Origin of the sequence: Pseudomonas sp. MWU12-2319 (genome assembly GCF_023242525.1) — a bacterium.
GTDB lineage: Bacteria > Pseudomonadota > Gammaproteobacteria > Pseudomonadales > Pseudomonadaceae > Aquipseudomonas > Aquipseudomonas gingeri_D.
In genome coordinates, this window is the sequence record NZ_JALJES010000021.1 from 66,100 (window position 1) to 86,981 (window position 20,882).

The following is a 20,882-nucleotide window of genomic DNA, read 5'->3' on the forward strand; positions in this document are numbered from 1 at the left end:
ATGATCAACGGCTTGGGGATATGGGTTTTGAACGCCTGCATCGGCGTACGGAGAGCTGATCGATCCCTCTCGGGTCAGCCCGAAAGGGGAGGAAGTAGTGCCTTTGGAGGGCGGAACAGGCAAGATGAAGGTCTGCAACATCAGAAGACAGGATGCTCTCCGTGACCGAAGCTTTTATTGTCGTGCAATCCCCCGAAGAAGCCGTGGACCGTCTGGCCGAACTCCACGAGCGTGCCACCAGCGCCCTGAGCCAGGCCCTCAAGCGTTACCTCAAGGACCGCGTCGAACCCGACGCCGAACAGCGTGCCGTATTCCGCTACCCCGAATTGCGCCTGACCTACACCTACCAGGGTGAAGTCCCCGCCACCACCCGGGCCTACGCCAAGGTCCAGTTGCCGGGCACCTACAGTGTTACCGTCACCCACCCGGCGGCGTTCCGCAAATACCTGCTGGAACAACTGGTGCCGCTGATGCGCGACTTCACCGTCACGGTGGAAGTGGGCGTCAGCGAACAGAATATTCCTTACCCCTATGTGGTCGAGCAGGGCGATGAACTGGCCGGCTCCGGCGTCACCGCCTCGGCCCTGGCGCGGGTGTTCCCGAGCACCGACCTGTCGGCCGCCACCGATGACATCGCCGATGGCCTGCACGACTGGGAAAATACCTCGCCCTTGCCCCTGGCCCTGTTCGACGCCGCTCGGGTGGACTTCTCCCTGCGCCGCCTGGTGCATTACACCGGCAGCGACTGGCGCCATGTGCAGCCGTGGATCCTGCTGACCAACTACCACCGCTATGTCGACCAGTTCATCCTCCATGGCCTGCAACAGCTGCGTGATGATCCGCGTTTCGTGCGCATGGTGTTGCCGGGCAACGTGATCATCGACCAGAGCATGGAGTACGGCGAGGCCCAGGCCGTGGCCGCCGGTGTGGTCTGGCACCGCTACCAGATGCCGGCCTACCACCTGCAGGCCGCCGATGGCCATGGCGTGACCCTGGTGAATATCGGCGTCGGCCCCTCCAACGCGAAGAACATCACCGACCACCTGGCGGTGCTGCGTCCGCACTGCTGGCTGATGATCGGTCACTGCGGCGGCCTGCGCCAATCCCAGACCATCGGCGACTATGTGCTGGCCCACGCTTATATGCGCCGCGATGGGATTCTCGACCGGGTAGTGCCGCCGAATATCCCGATCCCGGCCCTGGCTGAAGTGCAGATGGCTTTGCAACAGGCGGCGGCGAACGTCACCGGCGAACGTGGCGACGATTTGAAGAAGCGTCTGCGCACCGGCACCGTACTGACCTACGACGACCGTAACTGGGAGCTGCGCTGGGCCCAGGAGCGGCCGTTGATCAACCTGTCCCGCGCCGTGGCCGTGGACATGGAAAGCGGCACCATCGCCGCCCAGGGTTATCGTCTGCGGGTACCGTATGGCACCTTGCTTTGTGTGTCGGACAAGCCGCTGCACAGTGAGATCAAGCTGCCAGGTTCGGCGAACGCCTTCTATGAGCGGGCGGTCAGCCAGCATTTGAAGATCGGTATTGCGGCGGTGGACCTGCTGCGCACCGAGCTGCATTCGCTGCACTCGCGCAAGCTGCGCAGCTTTGATGAGCCGCCGTTTCGTTAAGGTCGCTGATTTTCAGCGGTCTTGAGGGCCTATTCGCGGGCAAGCCCTGCTCCTACAGTTCCGGGTCGTACACAAAACCTGTGATCGCCATAGAACTGTAGGAGCAGGGCTTGCCCGCGAAGCTTTTGGCGGCCTTGAGAATGTCATCATCAACGGGTCAATGGACGCACGTCTGGAAATAATGACTGGCACGCCCTAGCATGGCGGCTCCTGATCCTCAGATGTCCTCTTTGCCATGTCTCGTCCACCCCGTCCCGTCGTGCGCCATTCGGCCGCGAAAACGCCTGTCGCGCCGCGTCGGGTTGCCAAGGCCCCGCCGGCCGAACCCAAGCTGATCCTGTTCAACAAACCCTTCGATGTGCTGACGCAGTTCAGCGATGGTGAAGGGCGCGCGACCCTCAAGGATTTTATCGACGTGGCGGGCGTCTATCCCGCCGGCCGGCTCGACCGCGACAGCGAGGGCCTGCTGTTGCTGACCAACGACGGTCAGCTCCAGGCACGCATTGCCGACCCCAGGCACAAACTGGCGAAAACCTATTGGGTACAGGTCGAGGGTGTGCCTAGCGCCGAGCAGATCGAGCAGTTGCACAAGGGTGTGGAATTGAACGACGGCATGACCTTGCCGGCCCAGGCGCGGCAGATCGACGAGCCCGCGCTCTGGCCGCGCAACCCGCCGGTGCGGTTTCGTCAGAGCATTCCCACGGCTTGGTTGGAGTTGATCATTCGCGAGGGACGTAACCGTCAGGTCCGGCGCATGACGGCGGCGGTGGGCTTGCCGACCTTGCGCCTGGTGCGGGTGCGTATCGGCGACTGGACCCTGGACGGCCTGGATCAAGGCCAGTGGCGAGAAGTGCCGGCGCGTCTGTAGCTTGTGGCGGCGTTAAAGCGAGCCTGACTCGATCAGCCCGATCACCACGCTCTTGATCACAAACGCGACGATGCCCAGGCCCAGTACGAAAAACAGGATAAAGGTGCCGAAGCGCCCGGCCTTGGATTTCTTCGCCAGGTCCCAGACGATAAAGCCCATGAAAATGACCAGGATGCTGACCAGGCCGGTCATCATCCACTCTTCGAAAACGGCAGGATCCATCAGACCTCTCCAGCACGAGCGGGGTGGAAAACCGTCCGATTATACGCCATGGGCGAGAACTGATCTGATCTCGGGCAATAAAGCAGTACGGCCATCAACTGCGCAAATGGGTCAACGGCAGTTCCGTGCTGTTGAGCACCTGGTTCAGCACAAAGCTGGAGCGTACGCTGGTCACCCCCTCGATACGCGTCAGGTGCCCCAGCAGCAGTTTCTGGTAGTGGTCCATGTCCGGCACCACCACTTTCAGCTGATAGTCGGCGTCCATCCCCGTCACCAGGCTGCACTCCAGCACCTGGGGCAGGGTGCGGATCGCCGCCTCGAAGTTTTCGAAGCGCTCCGGCGTATGCCGGTCCATGCCGATCAGCACATAGGCGGTCAGGCTCAGGCCGAGCATCTTGCGATCAAGCAAGGCCACCTGGCGGGAAATATAACCGTCGTCCTCCAATTGCTTGACCCGCCGCGAACAGGGCGAGGGCGACAGGCCGATACGCTCGGCCAGTTCCTGGTTGGAGATGCGGGCATCACGCTGCAATTCCGCCAGAATGCTCAGGTCGTATCGGTCGAGTTTGCTCATCGTCAGGGCCTTTCCAAGAACTATTGCGGTAAATTATCTATCTTAAGTTAAAAATTGCGCAAGAGATGTTTATTTGAGCAATGTTCGCAATCCTCTGCCGGCACCCCGAGCCTATGCTTATTACCAGAATCACTGCCCGGACAAGTGTCCTGTCTCGCAAGCCTGTTCACATTCGAGACAGACACCCCAGTCCACTGCGGCCCGCCGAATCAGGCCAGCCGCGGCCGACAATCCCACAGGGTTGCGCCGGCCACCGGGCTACACGCTGTCCAGAAGACGGTGTGAGGTGAGCCGGCGTCAAAAGCGCCGAGCACGGACGAAGTTCTCAAGGGGAGGCCGACGGGTCTCCCTTTTTTAATGGGCGAAAAATAAGTTGTGCGACTGGTAGAGTGTCACAGAACCGGAATCCGCTTTCCCAGTCTTATGGTTAAGCCCTGAACCGCAGTGAGGAATGGAATGAAATCGCGCATCTGGCGTCTGGCAGGTGTTGGCTTGCTCTGTATGAGTGTTGGTGCGCAAGCACTGGCTGAAAACCAGGGTGATGAAAATCAGAAACATGAGGGCGAACATCGCCCTGAAGGGCGCCCGGGAGGTAACGAGGCGCATCCGCAAAACAATCAACCGCGTCCCCAGGCCCCGACCCCACGGCCAGCCGCGCCGGAAGTCCGTCCCCCGGCACCCGCTCCGCGTCCACCGGCTCCTGCTCCTGCGCCCCAGGTTCGCCCGGAGAACAATCAGCATTTCGAGCGGCACGACCAGAACCCAGGCGGCCAATGGCAAGGCCGGCCGCCGCAGAACGAGCCCAATCAGGCGCCGCGTCCGGCACCGCAGAACAACCTGCCGATCCAGCCTCATCCCGACAGCGTACGCCAGACCCAGGAACCGTTGCGTGGCAACTATTCCGACATTCCCCGGCGCAACGGCAACAACCCGAACTGGCAGGGTGGCAACAATAACAACCGTCCCGGCGGTAATTTCGAGCATCACGATGATCGTCGCTGGCCGGGTCGTCCCGACGGTCATGGCAATGGTTGGGGCCCGGGCCCGCAATATCGCCCCGGCTATGTGGTCGATCGCTTTCCGGATCGCAACTGGCGGGTGCCTTACCGTGGCCAGGACTATTTCTTCTCCGGTGGCTACTGGTATCGCCCGCAGGGCGCACGTTACATAGTCGTCGCTCCGCCACGTGGGATTCGCACCACCTACCTGCCTGACTATGCGCGGGAAGTCTGGATCGGTGGCTCGCTGTTTTTCCTCGCGGCCGGTGCCTATTACCTCTACCAGGAAGATACCCAGGACTACGTGGTGGTCGATCCACCGGCCGCCGCGCCACAGGTTGCGCCCGAGCCGCAAGGCAACGGCTACGATGTGGTGGCTTATCCGGCCAACGGCCAGAGCCCGCAGCAGGTCCAGCAGGATGGCGAGGATTGCTATCGCTGGGCGGTGCAGCAAAGCGGCTTCGACCCGGCCAACGTGACCTACGCGCCGGCACCGGCGGTGGTCCAGGCTTACCGCCAGGCCCAGGGTAACTGCCTGAGCAGTCGCGGCTATCAGGTCAACTACTGACGGATCAGTGGCGCGGCGTTACCACTTCCCGCGGGTCGGCGTGCACCAGCACCTCGGCCTGCGGGTAGGCGGCCTGGATGGCATCGGCGGCCTGGTCACTCAGGTCGTGGGCCACCGATAGCGTCAATTCTCCCGGCAACTCCAGGTGCAACTGCACAAACCAGCGGTTGCCGGAGATCCGTGTCCGCAGATCGTGGGCGCCCAGCACCCCGGGCACACTGCACGCCAGTTCCAGCATGTGCTGGCTGATATCCGGCGACAGCTCCTCATCCATCAGCACGGCGAAGCTTTCCCGGCCGATCTGGATCGCGCTCCAGAGGATATAGACCGAGATCCCCAGGCCGAACCAGGCGTCCACCTGCGGCCAGCCGAAGCCGGCGAGCACCAGCGCCAGCAGGATACTGGCGTTGAGCAGCATGTCCGAGCGGTAGTGCAGGGAGTCAGCGCGCACGGCGGTGGAGCCGGTCTCGCGGACCACCTTGTGCTGCAACAGCAGCAACCCGGCGGTCAGGAGCAGCGACAACACGATCACCCCGATGCCGATCCACGGGGCACCGATCGGTTCCGGGTTTTTCAGGCGCTCGAAGGCCTGGATCGCAATCAGCACCGCACTTACCGCAATGAACAGCGCCTGGGCCATGCCCGACAGGGATTCGGCCTTGCCGTGCCCGTAGCGGTGATCGTTATCCGCCGGGCGCAGCGCGTAGTGCACCGCCAGCAGATTGAGAAACGAGGTGACGCCGTCGAGCAGCGAGTCGGTCAGCCCGGCGAGCATGCTCACCGAACCGCTCAGCCACCAGGCGGCGGCCTTGGTCAGGATCAGGAGGCTCGCCACCCCGACCGAGGCCCGGGTAGCCAGACGTAACAGGCGGGCGTGTTCCGGGCTGCTGGTCATGAAGGCTGCGATCCTTTTTCAGTGTCCCCGGGCTCAGGCCGCAGGACGCAGGTTGTACATCGCCAGTTGTTGCAGATTGCCTTTTTGCTGGATCAGGCGCGGGTCGTTCAGCGGTAGGGTCTGGTGCAGTTCGGTCTTGAGAATCGCCTGCAGCTTGAGGTTGTCGACGTGGCCATCGGCAGTGATGGCTTCCTGGAGTTTTTCCGGGGCGATCTGTGCGGTCTTGCCGTGGGGCAGATAAATGGCGCCCGTGGCGAAGTCGATGCCGAACGCGATCAGGCCGGGGATAACGAAGAACAGGATGCCGATGGCGTCGAGACCGGCGATCAGCGGGTCGATCCGGCCTTCGATCTGGCCACGCCGGTCCGGGTAGAAAATCGAGCCGCAAGCGCTCAGTTGGGTCAGCAGGGTAGCAACCAGAACGGTGCCGATAACACGGGAAACAATACGCATGGATATCTCCTGAAGGAAACGTGAAGCCGCTGGGGGCGCGTCTGGATCAGTTGTTAAGACCGCGATTAAGACCGGGCAGTTCGCCGTTATACCCGGCTCTTTGTCCGGGAGCCACCCTGAATGCGTTGCTGATTGATGAAGTCTTGCCGGCTTTGTACCCGGCGCCGGGCCAGGCGCGTGATGAGCTGACAACCGCTTGCAAAGCCTTTGGCTTTGGAGGCCCGCGGGGTTCACCGTATAATTCACGGTCAGCCTGGGAGCCACCATGAATTCGTTGCCGATTGATGAAGTATTGCCGGCTTTGCGCCAGGCGTTGAACGAACGCCATGAGGCAGTGCTGGAAGCGCCGCCCGGTGCCGGTAAGACCACCCGGGTGCCGCTGGCGTTGCTGAACGAGCCGTGGCTGGCCGGGCAAACCATCCTGATGCTTGAGCCGCGGCGTCTCGCGGCCCGCGCGGCGGCCGAGCGACTGGCCAGTGAGCTGGGGGAAAAGGTTGGTGAAACCGTCGGCTATCGCATTCGCCTGGAAAGCCGGGTCGGCCCCAAGACGCGTATCGAAGTGGTCACCGAAGGTATTCTTGCCCGTCGCTTGAATGACGATCCGGCCCTTGAGGGGGTCGGGCTGGTGATCTTCGACGAATTCCACGAACGCAGCCTGGATGCCGACCTGGCCCTGGCCCTGAGCCTCAACGGGCGGCAGATGTTTCGTGACGAGCAGCCGCTGAAGATCCTGCTGATGTCCGCCACGCTTGAAGGCGAACGCCTGGCCGGTTTGCTGGACGACGCGCCGGTGGTACGCAGCGAAGGGCGGATGTTCCCGGTGACCTTGCGCTGGGGCCGGGCCTTTCAACCCGGAGAATTTATCGAGCCGCGAGTGGTGCAAGCCGTGCACGAGGCGCTGGACGCCGAGCACGGCAGCCTGCTGGTGTTTTTGCCGGGTCAGGCGGAGATCCGCCGGGTGCACCAGCAACTGGAGGAAAGCCTGGGCGGGCGGGCCGATGTGCTGCTGTGCCCGCTGCATGGCGAGTTGGACCTCGCGGCCCAGCGCGCCGCCATCGAGCCGGCACCCGCCGGCAAGCGCAAGGTGGTGCTGGCGACCAACATTGCGGAAACCAGCTTGACCATCAATGGCGTGCGGGTAGTGATCGATGCCGGGCTGGCGCGGGTGCCGCGTTTCGATCCCGGCAGCGGCATGACCCGCCTCGACACCCAGCGCATTTCCCGGGCCAGCGCCACCCAACGGGCGGGTCGCGCCGGGCGCCTGGAACCGGGGGTGTGTTATCGGTTGTGGTCCGAGGCCCAGCATGAGCAGTTGGCGGCCTATGGCAGCGCGGAAATCCTTCAGGCGGACCTGGCCGGGTTGGCCTTGCAGCTGGCGCGCTGGGGCGTGGCGCCCGGCGAGCTGGTCTGGATGGACGCGCCGCCTGCTGCCGCTTATGCCCAGGCCCAGGATCTGTTGCAGCGGCTTGGGGCGTTGGCCGGTAAGGCCGGCGCCGAGTACGCATTGACGAATCACGGCCAGGCCATGGCCGAGTTGCCGGCCCATCCGCGTATCGCCCATTTGCTGTTGCGCGGGCAGGCGCTGGGGCTGGCGGCCATGGCCTGCGATGTCGCGGCACTCCTGGGCGAGCGGGATATCCAGCGTGGTGGCGGGGCTGACCTGCACACGCGATTGGCCTTGCTGGCGGGTGAAGAGCGGGTAACCCGTGGTGCTCAGGGGGGCGTGCAGCGTGCGCGGCAACTGGCGCGGCAGTATCGCGGCTACTTGCGCGGTTCGGCGAACGAACCGGTGGCTGATCCGGATCATCCGCGCTGGCTCGGGGCGCTGTTGGCCCTGGCCTATCCGGATCGGGTGGCGCAACAGCGCCGCGACGGTGGCGCGGAATACCGGCTGGCCAACGGCCGGGCGGCCTTGTTCAGCGAAACCGACAGCCTGATGAAACAGCCCTGGTTGGTGGTGGCCGATCTGGGCAGTCGCCAGGGCCAGCGTGAAGAACGTATCTACCTGGCGGCGGAGTTCGATCCGGGCCTGTTCGACAGCGTGCTGGCCGAGCAGGTGAGCACGGTCGACCAACTGGACTGGGATGAGCGCGAAGGTGTGCTGCGTGCCGAGCGCCAGCGCAAGGTCGGTGAGTTGATCCTCAGTCGCGAGCCCCTGACCGGGCTGGACGAGGCAGCGCGTAGCCAGGCGCTGGTCAACCTGGTGCGGCGCAAGGGCCTGGAACTGTTGCCCTGGACCCCGGAGCTGCGCCAATGGCAGGCGCGGGTGGCCTTGTTACGCCAGCTGGACCTGGACGGGAAGGGCGAGAGCGAATGGCCGGATGTCGGCGACAAGACCTTGCTGGCGACCCTGGAACAGTGGCTCAAGCCCTATCTGGGGCGGGTTTCTCGGCTCAGTCATTTCGCCAATCTGGAACTGGCCGGGATTCTTCACAGCCTGTTGCCCTGGCCGTTGCCACAACGCCTGGAGGAACTGGCACCGCATCATCTGAGTGTGCCTTCGGGTTCGTCGATCCGTTTGGATTACAGTGAGCAGCCACCGATTCTGGCGGTGCGTCTGCAGGAGTTGTTCGGCCTGGCCGAGACTCCGCGGATTGCCGGTGGCCGCCAAGTGGTGAAACTGCACCTGCTGTCGCCGGCTCGGCGGCCGGTGCAGGTTACCCAGGATTTGGCAAACTTCTGGCGCAGCACCTACGCCGAAGTGAAGAAGGACCTCAAGGGACGTTATCCGAAGCATTACTGGCCGGATGATCCCTTGGTGGCCGAGGCTACTGCTCGTATAAAACCCAGGGGGACTTGAGGGCGCGACGGGTCGAGCGGGTCAGATCACCAGGATATGGTCAGGAATGTCTCAACCTTGCGGTTGGTTGGCAGGGTAGGACTGTAAGGGGGCGCCCATCTGTTTGATGCGTCCTTCCAGGCCGCCATTTTCCTGGTAGCTCGAATAGAAGGTGAAAAGGCCAAACAGCGCTAGCGCCACGGCGACAGAAGCAATACCACTGAGTGTATGGTTTCCAAGGGATCGCCAGAACCCAGGCTTTAAGCTTTCGATCTTGGCAACGATAACGCCATTGGCGATAGTCTCTTTCATCTCCGCACCGAGTTGATCAAGGGACTCGTCAATGAAGTTTTTTGCCAACTGCTCGGCTTTATCTCGATACATCCTGACTTGCTGTGGGGTACAGGCAACCTGTTTGAATGCCTCATGGTTATCGCTGTCGTGACTACGAATCCATTCGATTTTGTGGCGTTTGTACAGTGCGTACGCGAGCAGGCCCAGGAAATCCTCATCGGCTTCAACCATCTTGTTGAAGACGTTGAACGTTATTGAGCTAGCGCAGGGGGATTGATCTGAAGCGTGAGGGAGGTCAGCAGGAGATGACACCTGAGGTGTCATCTCGACTGATGGGCGCGCGGACAAAGAACAGCAGTCCCGCAGTCAACGAGACAGGCGTTCGTACGCCCGCTTCATCATGTCATTGAGGGTTTCTTTGGACAGCTTCGAGGAGCGGGCAATGACATCCTTCCTGGCCGGCGACGAGAGTCGCTTGTTACTTTCCTTGACGAGTGCGATCGAGACGTTGGGCATGACAATCTCCAGTTTCTCCGTGGTCGCTCGGGTTTTCAGAGGTGCCCGAACGATCATTTCCTTTTGATCATCTTTGATAGTGCCCCCAGAAAAGTCAAGAAAATGGGCGGCGGTGGGGGTTGCATCAAGAATACAAACTGTGTCTGGCTTGGCCGCGTTGATGGGGCGGTCACTGCGCCGCCGGCAACAGAAACCGCGCCAGCACCGGCAAGTGATCGGAAATCGTCAAGGTATCGTCCTGCCGCACCTGGGCCTCGATCCGCTTGAGCTTGGCACTGTAGAAAAAGTAGTCCAGGGTCCGATCCGGCCCACTGACGTCGGGATCGTTCGGGTAAAACGTCAGCCACCGCTCACGGTCGATGCCGCTGGCTTCGTTGTTGCTCGGGATCATCGGGTACTTGTCCCATAACAGATGCAGTTCACTGTCCGCCGAGTAACCGCCGCGCAACCGTGGCGGCAGGCGCAGATACTGCCCCAGCGGCAGCAGGTTGAAATCACCGCCGATCAGCCACGGCGTGCCCTGGCTCTCGAACTTGTCGAGCAATTGCAGGGTTGCCGCTGCTTGCCTGAGTTGGGTGTCGTTCTGGGCAAAGGCCCCCAGTTGCGTATTGACCACCGCCAGCTGTCCGCCGTCGCTCAGCGGCAGGTAGTTCACCAGCAGCGCCGGCCGGGGCTCGAACTGGCGCTTGAGCAGATTGCCCGGTGCCAGGGGCAGTTGCTGGCGTTCGGCGTGTTCGACCTGATAGCGACTCAAGGTCGCCAGCTTGCGCCCGACACTGCCGAAAATATGCAGGTTCGGGACAAAGTCGGCTTTCCAGTCGAACGCCTGGGAACTGCAGGGATACAGGTCCGCGAGCCGTTCCTGAAGCAACTTCAACTGATCCTGGTAGTCGCTGGCCTTGGCATTCTCGTCGACTTCCTGCAACAGCACGATGTCCGGCTGTTCGTCGCGGATCACCCGGGTCACCTCGTCCAGGCTGAAAGCCATGTCTTCCGGGGTCGGGCGATCGTCCGGGCCGCTGCCGTCGGGCAGGTCGTACCAGAACACATAACGTTTACCCGCCAGGTACTGGAGATTCCAGGTCATCACCTTGAGGGCCTGGCCGGGAACCAGCACCGGCACCTCGGCGGTACAGCGCACGGGCAGGGTTTCGCGCTCTTCCGGGCGCCAGGTCAGGCTGTAGACCAGCAGGGCGGCCAGGCCCGCGACAATCAGCAGGCCTGCCACCAGGTAACGTAATAGATGGGTCATGGGCCTCGGTTCAGTCTTTGGCGGAATTTTCACCGATCAGCATGTAGATTCGGAACAAGACGACGCAGCTGAACAGTTGCAGGAAACTGTGGGCGCTGTCGATGATCAGCATCAACACCGGGTTCTGCGGTGCCGGGTAGACACTCAGGCTCAACCCCTTGAGCAGCCAGAGTGGACCCATTACACACAAGATGCAGGTGAAGGTTAGCCAGAAGTGGCCACGGCTCAAGGCGAAGCTCTCCTTCATCGCCCGCAACGGCTCGCGCCCGCGCAGCACCAGCAGGTATTCGGAGAAGGCCAGGATCACGGTCAGCCAGATACCGGGAATGAAATACAGCGACAGGCCCAGCACGATGGCAATGGTATTGACCGCCGAGAGCAGCGCAAAGCGCGGCCACAGGCGCAGGGACATGGCCAGCAGATCGCGATTGGCTGGCGTTTCGCCACGGCTGCGGGCATCGAGAAACAGGATCAGCGCCGCCGTGTAGAGCGGATAGACCAGCAGCCCGGCGACCAATCCATAGGCCGGTGAAGCATCCGGCCCCACGGCGTTGTCCAACACCTGCTGGAGCAAGGTTTCGAAGATCACCAACGGCAGGCAGAGCAGGGCAATCTGGCGCAGGTTGCGCTGGAAAAAATACAGGGAATCGCGGATTACATTGAACGGGTTCATCGGTTGTCTATCGCGCAGGCTGAGGCAGAGCCACACTTTAACCGATGGCGCGGGCCGACACTCAAATGTAAACGTTAGGTAAGGACTATTGAAACTTCCGGTAACAACCCCATAACTGGAGGACGCCTGGACCCGCTTGGGTCGGGGCGATCGATTTCTACCCGGCAATCTAATGAGGTCGCCATGAACAGCGAAGAGCAAACCCTGATCGATGGACTGTTTTCACGGTTGCAGCAAGCCGGAACGGACTCAGCCCCGCGTGACGCCCTGGCCGAGGCGCGGATCAAGGAACACCTGACTCGCCAACCGGCTGCACCGTACTACATGACCCAGTCGATCCTGGTGCAAGAGCACGCGATCAAGAGCCTCGACGAACAGAACAAGCAACTGCAGGCGCAGTTGCAGCAGCTTCAGGACGAATTGCAGCAGGCCCGTGCCCAGAGCGCCGCGCCGGCGTCGAGCAGCGGTGGTTTCCTGTCGAGCATTTTCGGTGGCAGCCGCGATCCGGCTCCAGCGCCTGCACCGAGCAATTCCGGTGGCGGCTGGCGTGAGCCGGGGCGTCCTGGGTTCAATGCTCCGCCACCGCAGCAGAACTACAACACCCAGCCCAACTATCAGCAGCCTGCCTACGCCCAGCCCGCGCCACAGCAGGCGGCCCCGGCGGCGCCCATGGGTAGCGGCTTCCTCGGTGGCGCGCTGAAAACCGCGGCCGGCGTGGCCGGTGGCGTGATGCTGGCGGAAGGTATCAGCAGCCTGTTCCATCACAACCAGCAGCAACCGCAGATCATCGAGGAAATCATCGAGCCGAGCCCGATGAGCAACAACGGTGGTGGCGGTGGTTGGGGCGATGATCAGCGCATGGCCAACAACGATTCCTGGGGCAGCAATAACAACCAGGGTGGTTTCGCCGACACCGATTTCGATGATGACAGTTCTTCCTTTTCTGGCGACGACGATTCCTTCGTCTGACCCTCTGTTTGGGTGAACACAGTCCTGTAGGAGCAGGGCTTGCCCGCGAAGAGGCCCTTGAGGCCGCCAAAAGCTTCGCTGGCAAGCCATGCTCCTACAGGTTTTTGCGTGATTCGCCGAATCTGCGTTCGCCGCCTCAAGTCCGTCAGAGGCCTGAAGCGCTGACACTCGCCCCGCCGATTATTCGCTGAACCTTCTCCCGGGCTGGCATACTGCGCACCTAATCGCTTCCGAGCGCTCGTCATCACCCGCCAGTGCGCTTTTGCGCCATGAGGATTCGCGGTGAAGAAAATCGCTGTGTTCGCCGATGTGCAGAACCTCTACTACACCGTTCGCCAGGCCTATGGTTGTCACTTCAACTATGCCGCCCTGTGGGCTGATATCAGCCAGCGCGGGGAGATTGTCGAGGCCTACGCCTACGCCATCGATCGCGGCGACAGCAAGCAGCAGCAGTTCCAGCAGATCCTGCGCAACCTGGGCTTTACGGTGAAGCTCAAGCCTTATATCCAGCGCAGTGACGGCTCGGCCAAGGGCGACTGGGACGTGGGCATCACCATCGATATCATGGACGTGGCGCCCCATGTCGACGAAGTGGTGCTGGCTTCCGGCGACGGCGATTTCGACCTGTTGCTCACACGCATCATCGACAAGCACGGCGTCGAAGCCGTGGCCTATGGCGTGCCGGGGCTGACGGCCAACTCGTTGATCCGTGCCGCAAGCCGCTACGTGCCCATTGAAGGCGCGTTGTTGTTGAAAAACTGAAACCGATTTTGCAAAGGGCTGGGCTTTTGGAACGTATTGCGGTCATCGACTTTGAAACCACGGGCATCACACCGAACGCGGGGTGCCGGGCCACGGAAATCGCCGTGGTCATCCTGGAACAAGGGCGCATCGTCGACCGTTACCAGAGCCTGATGAATGCTGGCGTGCGAGTGCCGGCCTTTATCGAACAGTTGACCGGCATCAGCAACGCCATGTTGCGCACCGCGCCGTCGGCGGAGCGGGTGATGAGCGAGGTCAACGAGTTTGTCGGTACGACTCCGTTACTGGCGCACAACGCCGCGTTCGACCAGAAGTTCTGGGATTACGAACTGGGGCGGATCAAGCGTACACGTTTGCAGAATTTTGCCTGTTCGTTGTTGCTGGCGCGGCGCTTGATGCCGGCGGCGCCCAATCACAAGCTGGGCACGCTGACGGCTTTTGCCCGCTTGCCACACACGGGGCAGGCGCACCGGGCCATGGCCGATGCCGAGATGGCGGCGAACCTGCTGGCGCATATGGCCGGCGAGTTGCGCGACAAACATGGGGTACAGGCGTTGTCCCATGATTGGTTGTGCAAATTGCAGAAGGTGCCGGCGGCGAAGATCGGTGAGCATTTGAAGCGCTATCGGGGCGTCTGAAGACGCTGCTGTGATATTGCAATTTGTCGTGTGGTTTTTAGGAAATGTCGTACTGCGGGTGGCGATCTGTGCTGTCTTTTCTGAATGGTGCGGTGACGTTAGCCTTTCTCCTGTCATCGCCAAATCGGTGACAGGGCGTAGGAACCCTTGCAATTGACTCTTTCGATACTGAACAGCCACCATACTCGCTGGTTTTGTCGCCAGTGTTCCCCTCATGGTGGCCGTGCGCGGGCACGTTGATTCGTGGCCGAGTGTCCGAGAGAGCTCGGTTCCTACCCCGCGTACGGCTGCCACCCAAGTCCGTAGGAAGGCTTTTATGGCAGCTCCTTGAATCTCTCGGAGTATTCCAAAATGGAAAAAGTCATTCTCGAAAGCCACGCTGAAACCATACAAAAACATCTTGATGACGGCGCTGCTACTGATGCGTCAAAGCCGCTTGGTCTTGCCGTTAACATTGCTTTCGAACCACACATTTTTACCCGCCATCATCTAAAGCTCCGGGCCTTGCTCCTGCATGACGAAGCCTGGTTCTGCGCCCGTGATATCGGGCATCTGATGGGAATCGAGTGGCATGAACGCAAAGCCATCAAGCTCGATCCGGATCAGCGGCGAGTGCTGAAACTCAAGGGTAGCGGCCGATCTGAAGATCACCTGATGCTCAGCGAGTCCGGCGTCTACGCGATGTTGGTCTATCACTACCTGCCGGAAAATCGCCATCTGCGCCAATGGCTGACGCACCAGGTGCTGCCGATGTTGCGCGGCCAGCCGCAGCCGGCGTTGACCCAGGCGCCGAGCCTTGGAATTCTGGAATGGGATGGCGGTGCGTTGAGTCTGCTGCACTGGCGCAAGGAGCCGTGGATTCGTCTGCGTGATATGCCGCAGGTGGTGCCGGTCAGTGGGTGTGGCAGCGTCTGGTAGAGAGCTATCGCGAGCAAGCTTGCTCCTACAGTTCTGTGTCGTACACACGGGCTGCATACGATAAAAAACTGTAGGAGCCTGGCTTGCCAGCGAAGCTTTTAGCGATTTTGAGGGCCTCTTCGCGGGCAAGCCCTGCTCCTACAGGATTTGTGTCGTGCACAAGGCCCGTGTACGACAGTAGAACTGTAGGAGCAAGCTTGCTCGCGATGGGGTGCGAAGCGCCCCCAAAACCGGTAAACACGGACTATCAGGCAGAACACCGCAGCCGGTTTATCAGCCCTTCGCCTTCCCATTCATGTCCAAATGCCCCAACGGCACCCGCCGCTCAATCGCGCTCGACAGCACAATCGAGGTCTTGCTGAAGCCGAACTGGGCAATCCGATTGATCAACTGCTCCAGCTCCGCCATGCTCCCCACCGCCGCCTGCAGAATCACGCACGGGTCCCCGGTCACCCGATGGCATTCGGTAATCTGCGGAATCTGCGCCAGGTCGTCATAGACCTGTTGCTTGCCATGCTGGTTGAGCCGCAACTCGATCACGCACTGAATCGGTAAACCGATCTTCGCCAGGTCCACCTTGGCCTGATACCCGGTGATCACCCCGCTGCTTTCCAGCTTCGCCACCCGCTCCGCCACCGCCGGCGCGGACAGGTTGACCTTGCGCGCCAGTTCGGCGAACGAGGCGCGGCCATTGTCCAGCAGCTCACCCAGAATCAAACGGTCGTATTTATCCATCCACAGGCTCTCTATTGTGCGGGCTTTCGAAACAATGGTCGAAACCCCTGATATCCATGCTTTACAAAGTGTACTGGCCTTATAACACGGTTTTGTAACTTATTATTTTCCAGGCGCCTTTCTAGAATAAGCCTCCCTTGCCCTGCCTGGATCCGCCCCCCATGTCTGCCCCACGCCGTTTCCCGTTACCGCTGATCGGTGCTTTTTTTGCGTTGTATTTCATCTGGGGCTCGACCTACCTGGCCATTCGTATTGGCGTGGAATCCTGGCCACCGTTGATGATGGGCGGCATCCGTTTTGTGATCGCCGGCAGCCTGCTGTTTGCCTATCAACGCCTTCGCGGCGTACCGGCACCGACCTGGCCGCAATGGAAAGCAGCGGCGGCCATCGGCGTGCTGCTGCTCAGCTTCGGCAATGGCGCGGTGACCCTGGCCGAGCACATGGGCGTGGCCTCGGGCGTCGCCGCGCTGACGGTGGCCACGGTGCCGCTGTTCACCTTGCTTTGCGGCTATTTCTGGGGCAACCGCAATACCGGTCTTGAATGGGCCGGCATTGTGCTCGGCCTGATCGGTATCGCCCTGCTGAACATGGGCTCCAACCTGCAAGCCAGCCCGCTCGGTGCCGGCCTGCTGCTGTTGGCCGCCGCGACCTGGGCCTTCGGTTCGGTGTGGAGCAAGCACCTGCCGCTGCCCCAGGGCGGCATGGCCAGCGCGGCGGAAATGCTGGTGGGCGGCGTGGTGTTGCTGATGGCCAGCTTTGTCCGCGGCGAGCGCCTGACCCAGATGCCCTCGACCGACGGTTGGATCGCCATGGCTTACTTGACCGTCTTCGGCTCGATCATCGCCTTCAACGCCTATATGTACCTGTTGAAGCATGTGCGCCCGGCGGCGGCCACAAGCTATGCCTATGTCAACCCGGCTGTGGCGGTGCTGCTGGGCATCCTCTTTGCCGGCGAGCACATTGGCTGGCAGGAGTGCATGGCCATGGGCGTGATCATCAGCGCCGTGGTGTTGATCGGTTTACCGCAGTGGCGCAAGCCGAAAGAGGCCTGACAGGGTAAACTGCCGCGCATTGCTTCACGGCGCTGACACTTTTCCTACGGTATTTCCATGACATTCGCCACACTCGGCCTGATCGAACCCCTGACGCGGGCCCTGGACACTCTGGGTTACCAGACCCCCACACCGATCCAGGCCCAGGCCATTCCCGCCGTATTGGCCGGTCGCGACCTGATGGCCGCGGCCCAGACCGGCACCGGCAAGACCGCCGGTTTCGCCTTGCCGCTGTTGCAACTGCTGACCCTGGAAGGGCCGAAGGTCACCGCCAACTCGGTGCGTTCGCTGATCCTGGTGCCGACCCGGGAGCTGGCCGAGCAGGTGCATGAAAGCGTGCGCCAGTACGCCGAGCACCTGCCGCTGAGCACCTATGCGGTGTACGGCGGCGTCAGCATCAACCCGCAGATGATGAAGCTGCGCAAGGGCGTCGACCTGCTGGTGGCAACCCCGGGCCGCCTGCTCGATCTCTATCGTCAGAACGCTCTCAAGTTCAACCAGTTGCAGACCCTGGTGCTCGACGAAGCCGACCGCATGCTCGACCTCGGTTTCCAGGAAGAGCTGGGCAATATCTACAAGGCCCTGCCGAAGAAGCGCCAGACCCTGCTGTTTTCCGCGACCTTCTCCGATGCGATCCGCCTGCTGGCCGGGCAGATGCTCAACGATCCGCTGAGCATCGAAGTCAGCCCGCGCAACGTGGCGGCCAACACCGTCAAGCAGTGGCTGGTGACGGTGGACAAGAAGCGCAAGCCGGAGCTGTTCGTGCACCTGATGCGCAAGCAGCACTGGAAGCAGGTGTTGGTGTTTGCCAAGACCCGCAATGGCGTTGATCAACTGGTGGAAAAACTCCAGGGCCTGGGCATCAATGCCGACGGCATCCATGGCGACAAACCACAAGCTACCCGCCAGCGCGCCCTGGACCGCTTCAAGGCGAGCGAGATCCAGATCCTGGTGGCCACCGATGTGGCGGCCCGTGGCCTGGACATCGAGGACTTGCCACTGGTGGTCAACTTTGACCTGCCGATCGTGGCCGAGGACTACATTCACCGGATCGGTCGTACCGGCCGTGCCGGCGCCACTGGCGAGGCGATTTCCCTGGTCTGCGCCGATGAGGTGAATCTGCTGTCAGCCATCGAGACCCTGACTCGTCAGACTCTGAAGCGTCAGGACGAAGCCGGTTTCGAACCGGATCACCGGGTGCCGGACACCGATGCCTCGGGCAGCGTGATCAAGAAACCGAAGAAGCCGAAAAAACCGAAAGCCGCTGGTGGCAAGCGCAACCTGGGCAAGTGGGTCGACAGCGGCGAGAAGCCGGAAGATGTGGTGCAGTCGATCAAACCGGTGCGCAAGGTGCCGGTGTTCAATACCGGGCCGCGCAAGCGCAAGCCGTAAGGCGAGCATCGATGCCGTGTTGGCTCCAGGGTCAACACGGTCATTGTAGGAGCTGGCTTGCTGGCGATGGCGTCCTTGAAATTGATGCAAGGCTCAAGGACCTCATCGCCAGCAAGCCGGCCCCTACAGTTGTGTGCGTTATCCTGGGATGACCTTGTCTCGGCTCCGCTGCCGCAACCACTCCAATATCCCTTGTCCCGCCACCCGCCCGCTGGCAAAGCAGGCCGTGAGCAGGTAGCCGCCGGTCGGCGCTTCCCAATCAAGCATTTCGCCCGCACAGAACACCCCGGGCAAGGCCTTGAGCATCAATCGCTCGTCCATGACCTCGAACGGTACGCCCCCGGCGCTGCTGATGGCCTCGTCCAGCGGACGCGCCTTGACCAGCGTCAGCGGCAGGGCCTTGATGGCGCTGGCCAGACGCGCCGGGTCGGCAAAGGTCTCGGCATCGGTCAGCTCCCGCAGCAACGCGGCCTTGATTCCGTCGATCCCCAACTGGCTGTGCAGGTGCTTGGCCATGGAACGTGAGCCGCGGGGTTTGGCCAGCGCGGCCTGGACCTTGTCCACAGGCTTGCCGGGCAGCAGGTCGATCTCGATCGTCGTCTGGCCTTGCTGGTTGATCTGCTCGCGAATCGGCGCGGACAGCGCGTAGATCAGGCTGCCTTCGATGCCGCTGGCGGTGATCACGCATTCCCCCAGGCGCGGCGTGCCGTGGGGCAGGGCGATGGCGACGTTCTTCAGTGGCGCACCGGCGAACTTGCCGCGCAGAACCTCGCTCCAGGCCGCGACGTCGAAGCCGCAGTTGCTCGGTTGCAAGGGTGCGATCGTCACGCCCTGTTGCTCAAGCAGCGGTAACCAGGCCCCGTCGGAGCCCAGTCGCGCCCAGCTGGCGCCGCCCAATGCGAGGAGCGTGGCGTCGGGGCGCAAGGTTTTTTCGCCCTCCGGGCTGTGGATGACCAGGCTGCCATCCTGCCAGCCCAGCCAGCGATGGCGGGTGTGGATAACTACCCCGGCTTCCCGCAGGCGCTTGAGCCAGGCGCGCAGCAGCGGGGCGGCTTTCATATCGCTGGGGAAAACCCGGCCGGAGCTGCCGACGAACGTAGTTATCCCCAGGCCGTGAATCCATTCGCACAGTGCATCGGCACCAAAAGCTCGGAGCAACGGAGCGATGTGGGGCGCACGTTCGGCGTAGCGGGAGAGAAACGCCGGGTAGGCTTCGGAATGGGTGATGTTCATGCCGCCGACGCCGGCCAGCAGGAACTTGCGCCCGACCGAAGGCATGCCGTCGTAGAGGTCGACCTGGATACCCGCCTGGCTCAGGACCTCGGCGGCCATCAGGCCGGCAGGGCCGCCACCGATAATGGCGACGTGAGGGGCGGTGTCAGGGGCTGGCTGGGTCATGGCGGATGGCGAATTGGCTGGACGAGCCGGGCATTCTACGTTTTTCCACCGAGGATGTGGTGTACGCGGGCCTTGTAGGAGCGGCCGGTCGACGCTCGATTGGCCTCGAAAGGCCCCCAAATCGCTAAAAGCTTCGCGGGCAAGCCCTGCTCCTACAGGACGGTGGGGGCCTTAGGAGTGATGGTAGATTCAGAATCCCTGTACAAAAAATATACAGTCCTGTACAGCCCTTTCCCCATAAGACCTGCAGCGCATTTCACTCAGGTTATCCACAGGCGGTTCCACAGCCATTGTGGGTAAGCCCAGGCTTCAGTGACAACCTGATGACGCCCAGACCTTCCGCGCGCTGTGGTGCAGGATCCCGTGGCGCCGGGCCAGGGCCTGGCGATCCTTGCTGTAGCCACCGCCGATCACCCCGACCACCGGGATATCCCGGCCCAGGCAATGGCGCAGTACACTTTCATCCCGGGCGGCCACCCCTTCATCGGTCAGTTTCAGGTAACCCAGGGCATCGTCCTTGTGCACATCCACGCCGGCGTCATACAGCACCAGGTCCGGCTGGTAGAGCGGCAGCAGGTAGTTCAACGCGTCATCCACCACCTTGAGGTAGTCACCGTCACCCATGCCCATCGGCAAGGGAATGTCCCAATCGCTGTGGGCCTTGCGCGCCGGGAAGTTTTTCTCGCAGTGCAGGGACACCGTGATGGCGTCCGGGGTGTCTTCGAGGATGCGCGCGGTGCCGTCGCCCTGGTGCACGTCGCAGTCGAAGATCAGCACCCGACCCACGCGGCCGCTTTCCAGCAGATAGCGGCTGATGACTGCCAGGTCGTTGAAAATGCAGAAACCCGCCGGGTGATCGTAATGGGCATGGTGGGTGCCGCCCGCCAGGTGGCAGGCCAGACCGTGTTCCAGCGCCTGTTCGGCGGCCAGCAGCGAGCCGCCGACCGCGCGCACGGTGCGCCGCGCCAGGGCCTCGTTCCAGGGCAGGCCAAGGCGGCGCTGGTCTTCGCGGGACAGTTCGCCGGCCATATAGCGCTCGATGTAGCCACGGTCGTGGGCCAGGGCGAGGATATCCACAGGGCAGATGGCCGGGCGCAGCAGATCGGCGTCCCGGGTCAGGCCGCTGTCCACCAGGTGATCACGCAGCAGGCGGAATTTGTCCATGGGAAAGCGATGGTCCGCGGGGAAGTCCGGGCTGTAATCATCGTGGTAGATCAAAGGCAACGGCATGGCGAATTCATGTAGGAAGGAGTGAAGGATCTTATCAGCGCGATACACTGACGAGCAGGGAGTCCGTGTTG

General features: G+C 62.1%; 21 protein-coding genes. 10 read left to right on the forward strand and 11 right to left on the reverse strand.

Going from position 1 to position 20,882, the window contains the following annotated elements:
- Nucleotides 1-152 precede the first annotated feature (152 nt).
- Together amn and M5C01_RS27525 are read left to right on the forward strand one after the other, a co-directional pair.
- Nucleotides 153-1,625 (forward strand): AMP nucleosidase, encoded by a 1,473-nt coding sequence (gene amn, locus M5C01_RS27520; RefSeq protein WP_152741749.1) that lies wholly within the window; start codon nt 153-155, stop codon nt 1,623-1,625.
- Between the two features lie 235 nt (nt 1,626-1,860).
- On the forward strand, nt 1,861-2,493 hold the full coding sequence (locus tag M5C01_RS27525) for a pseudouridine synthase (protein WP_152741750.1): 633 nt from the start codon (nt 1,861-1,863) through the stop codon (nt 2,491-2,493).
- Between the two features lie 12 nt (nt 2,494-2,505).
- Here the strand turns inward: M5C01_RS27525 and M5C01_RS27530 are convergent, their stop codons facing one another.
- On the reverse strand, nt 2,506-2,715 hold the full coding sequence (locus M5C01_RS27530) for a DUF2788 domain-containing protein (protein ID WP_100941503.1): 210 nt from the start codon (nt 2,713-2,715) through the stop codon (nt 2,506-2,508).
- A 94-nt stretch (nt 2,716-2,809) separates the two neighbouring features.
- Nucleotides 2,810-3,289 carry an Lrp/AsnC family transcriptional regulator gene (locus M5C01_RS27535; RefSeq protein WP_007937367.1) on the reverse strand — a complete coding sequence of 160 codons (480 nt, stop codon included), beginning with the start codon at nt 3,287-3,289 and terminating at the stop codon, nt 2,810-2,812.
- 456 nt (nt 3,290-3,745) lie between these two features.
- On the opposite strand from M5C01_RS27535, the gene M5C01_RS27540 reads away from it, so the two are divergent.
- Nucleotides 3,746-4,855: a DUF6515 family protein gene (locus M5C01_RS27540; RefSeq protein ID WP_152741751.1), complete on the forward strand. Its 1,110-nt coding sequence runs from the start codon at nt 3,746-3,748 to the stop codon at nt 4,853-4,855.
- Between the two features lie 4 nt (nt 4,856-4,859).
- Here the strand turns inward: M5C01_RS27540 and M5C01_RS27545 are convergent, their stop codons facing one another.
- Together M5C01_RS27545 and M5C01_RS27550 are read right to left on the reverse strand one after the other, a co-directional pair.
- Nucleotides 4,860-5,750, reverse strand: coding sequence for a cation diffusion facilitator family transporter (locus tag M5C01_RS27545; RefSeq protein ID WP_152741752.1), 891 nt, complete (start codon nt 5,748-5,750; stop codon nt 4,860-4,862).
- Between the two features lie 33 nt (nt 5,751-5,783).
- Complete coding sequence (locus M5C01_RS27550) at nt 5,784-6,203, reverse strand: polyribonucleotide nucleotidyltransferase (RefSeq protein WP_103495838.1); 420 nt, start codon at nt 6,201-6,203, stop codon at nt 5,784-5,786.
- Between the two features lie 265 nt (nt 6,204-6,468).
- Here M5C01_RS27550 and hrpB point away from each other — a divergent pair, with 265 nt between their 5' ends.
- Nucleotides 6,469-9,003 carry an ATP-dependent helicase HrpB gene (gene hrpB / locus M5C01_RS27555; protein ID WP_152741753.1) on the forward strand — a complete coding sequence of 845 codons (2,535 nt, stop codon included), beginning with the start codon at nt 6,469-6,471 and terminating at the stop codon, nt 9,001-9,003.
- Nucleotides 9,004-9,054: 51 nt separating this feature from the next.
- Here the strand turns inward: hrpB and M5C01_RS27560 are convergent, their stop codons facing one another.
- The 4 genes from M5C01_RS27560 to M5C01_RS27575 all read right to left on the reverse strand — a co-directional run bounded on the left by M5C01_RS27560 (nt 9,055) and on the right by M5C01_RS27575 (nt 11,717).
- On the reverse strand, nt 9,055-9,507 hold the full coding sequence (locus M5C01_RS27560; protein ID WP_152741754.1) for a hypothetical protein: 453 nt from the start codon (nt 9,505-9,507) through the stop codon (nt 9,055-9,057).
- A gap of 135 nt (nt 9,508-9,642) precedes the next feature.
- Nucleotides 9,643-9,792, reverse strand: coding sequence for a hypothetical protein (locus tag M5C01_RS27565; RefSeq protein ID WP_178129990.1), 150 nt, complete (start codon nt 9,790-9,792; stop codon nt 9,643-9,645).
- 169 nt (nt 9,793-9,961) lie between these two features.
- Nucleotides 9,962-11,044 carry an endonuclease/exonuclease/phosphatase family protein gene (locus tag M5C01_RS27570; RefSeq protein WP_152741755.1) on the reverse strand — a complete coding sequence of 361 codons (1,083 nt, stop codon included), beginning with the start codon at nt 11,042-11,044 and terminating at the stop codon, nt 9,962-9,964.
- A gap of 10 nt (nt 11,045-11,054) precedes the next feature.
- Nucleotides 11,055-11,717, reverse strand: a complete 663-nt coding sequence (locus M5C01_RS27575; RefSeq protein WP_152741756.1) for a YciC family protein — start codon at nt 11,715-11,717, stop codon at nt 11,055-11,057.
- Between the two features lie 183 nt (nt 11,718-11,900).
- Between M5C01_RS27575 and M5C01_RS27580 the strand changes: the two genes are divergently transcribed.
- From M5C01_RS27580 to M5C01_RS27595, 4 genes are all read left to right on the forward strand, one after another.
- A complete protein-coding gene (locus M5C01_RS27580) occupies nt 11,901-12,686 on the forward strand; it encodes a DUF2076 domain-containing protein (RefSeq protein WP_103495844.1) in 786 nt (261 codons plus the stop codon).
- A 282-nt stretch (nt 12,687-12,968) separates the two neighbouring features.
- Nucleotides 12,969-13,448: an NYN domain-containing protein gene (locus tag M5C01_RS27585; protein WP_100941494.1), complete on the forward strand. Its 480-nt coding sequence runs from the start codon at nt 12,969-12,971 to the stop codon at nt 13,446-13,448.
- 26 nt (nt 13,449-13,474) lie between these two features.
- The gene (locus M5C01_RS27590; protein ID WP_103495845.1) at nt 13,475-14,086 is read left to right on the forward strand and encodes a 3'-5' exonuclease; all 612 of its coding nucleotides are present in this window, start codon (nt 13,475-13,477) and stop codon (nt 14,084-14,086) included.
- 351 nt (nt 14,087-14,437) lie between these two features.
- A complete protein-coding gene (locus tag M5C01_RS27595; protein WP_103495846.1) occupies nt 14,438-15,004 on the forward strand; it encodes a Bro-N domain-containing protein in 567 nt (188 codons plus the stop codon).
- Nucleotides 15,005-15,277: 273 nt separating this feature from the next.
- Here the strand turns inward: M5C01_RS27595 and M5C01_RS27600 are convergent, their stop codons facing one another.
- The gene (locus M5C01_RS27600) at nt 15,278-15,739 is read right to left on the reverse strand and encodes an Lrp/AsnC family transcriptional regulator (protein WP_103495848.1); all 462 of its coding nucleotides are present in this window, start codon (nt 15,737-15,739) and stop codon (nt 15,278-15,280) included.
- 161 nt (nt 15,740-15,900) lie between these two features.
- Here M5C01_RS27600 and yedA point away from each other — a divergent pair, with 161 nt between their 5' ends.
- On the forward strand, nt 15,901-16,791 hold the full coding sequence (gene yedA, locus M5C01_RS27605; protein ID WP_152741758.1) for a drug/metabolite exporter YedA: 891 nt from the start codon (nt 15,901-15,903) through the stop codon (nt 16,789-16,791).
- Between the two features lie 57 nt (nt 16,792-16,848).
- Nucleotides 16,849-18,183, forward strand: coding sequence for a DEAD/DEAH box helicase (locus tag M5C01_RS27610; protein WP_100941488.1), 1,335 nt, complete (start codon nt 16,849-16,851; stop codon nt 18,181-18,183).
- A 138-nt stretch (nt 18,184-18,321) separates the two neighbouring features.
- Here M5C01_RS27610 and M5C01_RS27615 read toward each other — a convergent pair whose 3' ends face one another.
- Both M5C01_RS27615 and M5C01_RS27620 read right to left on the reverse strand, forming a co-directional pair.
- A complete protein-coding gene (locus tag M5C01_RS27615) occupies nt 18,322-19,581 on the reverse strand; it encodes a TIGR03862 family flavoprotein (protein ID WP_152741759.1) in 1,260 nt (419 codons plus the stop codon).
- A 309-nt stretch (nt 19,582-19,890) separates the two neighbouring features.
- A complete protein-coding gene (locus M5C01_RS27620) occupies nt 19,891-20,811 on the reverse strand; it encodes a histone deacetylase (protein ID WP_103495851.1) in 921 nt (306 codons plus the stop codon).
- Nucleotides 20,812-20,882 lie beyond the last annotated feature (71 nt).

What these genes read in the sequence shown, in the direction of transcription:
- amn (WP_152741749.1), top strand. Translation starts at nt 153, where the DNA reads ATGCTCTCCGTGACCGAAGCTTTTATTGTCGTGCAATCCCCCGAAGAA.
- M5C01_RS27525 (WP_152741750.1), top strand. Translation starts at nt 1,861, where the DNA reads ATGTCTCGTCCACCCCGTCCCGTCGTGCGCCATTCGGCCGCGAAAACG.
- M5C01_RS27530 (WP_100941503.1), bottom strand. Translation starts at nt 2,715, where the DNA reads ATGGATCCTGCCGTTTTCGAAGAGTGGATGATGACCGGCCTGGTCAGC.
- M5C01_RS27535 (WP_007937367.1), bottom strand. Translation starts at nt 3,289, where the DNA reads ATGAGCAAACTCGACCGATACGACCTGAGCATTCTGGCGGAATTGCAG.
- M5C01_RS27540 (WP_152741751.1), top strand. Translation starts at nt 3,746, where the DNA reads ATGAAATCGCGCATCTGGCGTCTGGCAGGTGTTGGCTTGCTCTGTATG.
- M5C01_RS27545 (WP_152741752.1), bottom strand. Translation starts at nt 5,750, where the DNA reads ATGACCAGCAGCCCGGAACACGCCCGCCTGTTACGTCTGGCTACCCGG.
- M5C01_RS27550 (WP_103495838.1), bottom strand. Translation starts at nt 6,203, where the DNA reads ATGCGTATTGTTTCCCGTGTTATCGGCACCGTTCTGGTTGCTACCCTG.
- hrpB (WP_152741753.1), top strand. Translation starts at nt 6,469, where the DNA reads ATGAATTCGTTGCCGATTGATGAAGTATTGCCGGCTTTGCGCCAGGCG.
- M5C01_RS27560 (WP_152741754.1), bottom strand. Translation starts at nt 9,507, where the DNA reads ATGGTTGAAGCCGATGAGGATTTCCTGGGCCTGCTCGCGTACGCACTG.
- M5C01_RS27565 (WP_178129990.1), bottom strand. Translation starts at nt 9,792, where the DNA reads ATGCCCAACGTCTCGATCGCACTCGTCAAGGAAAGTAACAAGCGACTC.
- M5C01_RS27570 (WP_152741755.1), bottom strand. Translation starts at nt 11,044, where the DNA reads ATGACCCATCTATTACGTTACCTGGTGGCAGGCCTGCTGATTGTCGCG.
- M5C01_RS27575 (WP_152741756.1), bottom strand. Translation starts at nt 11,717, where the DNA reads ATGAACCCGTTCAATGTAATCCGCGATTCCCTGTATTTTTTCCAGCGC.
- M5C01_RS27580 (WP_103495844.1), top strand. Translation starts at nt 11,901, where the DNA reads ATGAACAGCGAAGAGCAAACCCTGATCGATGGACTGTTTTCACGGTTG.
- M5C01_RS27595 (WP_103495846.1), top strand. Translation starts at nt 14,438, where the DNA reads ATGGAAAAAGTCATTCTCGAAAGCCACGCTGAAACCATACAAAAACAT.
- M5C01_RS27600 (WP_103495848.1), bottom strand. Translation starts at nt 15,739, where the DNA reads ATGGATAAATACGACCGTTTGATTCTGGGTGAGCTGCTGGACAATGGC.
- yedA (WP_152741758.1), top strand. Translation starts at nt 15,901, where the DNA reads ATGTCTGCCCCACGCCGTTTCCCGTTACCGCTGATCGGTGCTTTTTTT.
- M5C01_RS27610 (WP_100941488.1), top strand. Translation starts at nt 16,849, where the DNA reads ATGACATTCGCCACACTCGGCCTGATCGAACCCCTGACGCGGGCCCTG.
- M5C01_RS27615 (WP_152741759.1), bottom strand. Translation starts at nt 19,581, where the DNA reads ATGACCCAGCCAGCCCCTGACACCGCCCCTCACGTCGCCATTATCGGT.
- M5C01_RS27620 (WP_103495851.1), bottom strand. Translation starts at nt 20,811, where the DNA reads ATGCCGTTGCCTTTGATCTACCACGATGATTACAGCCCGGACTTCCCC.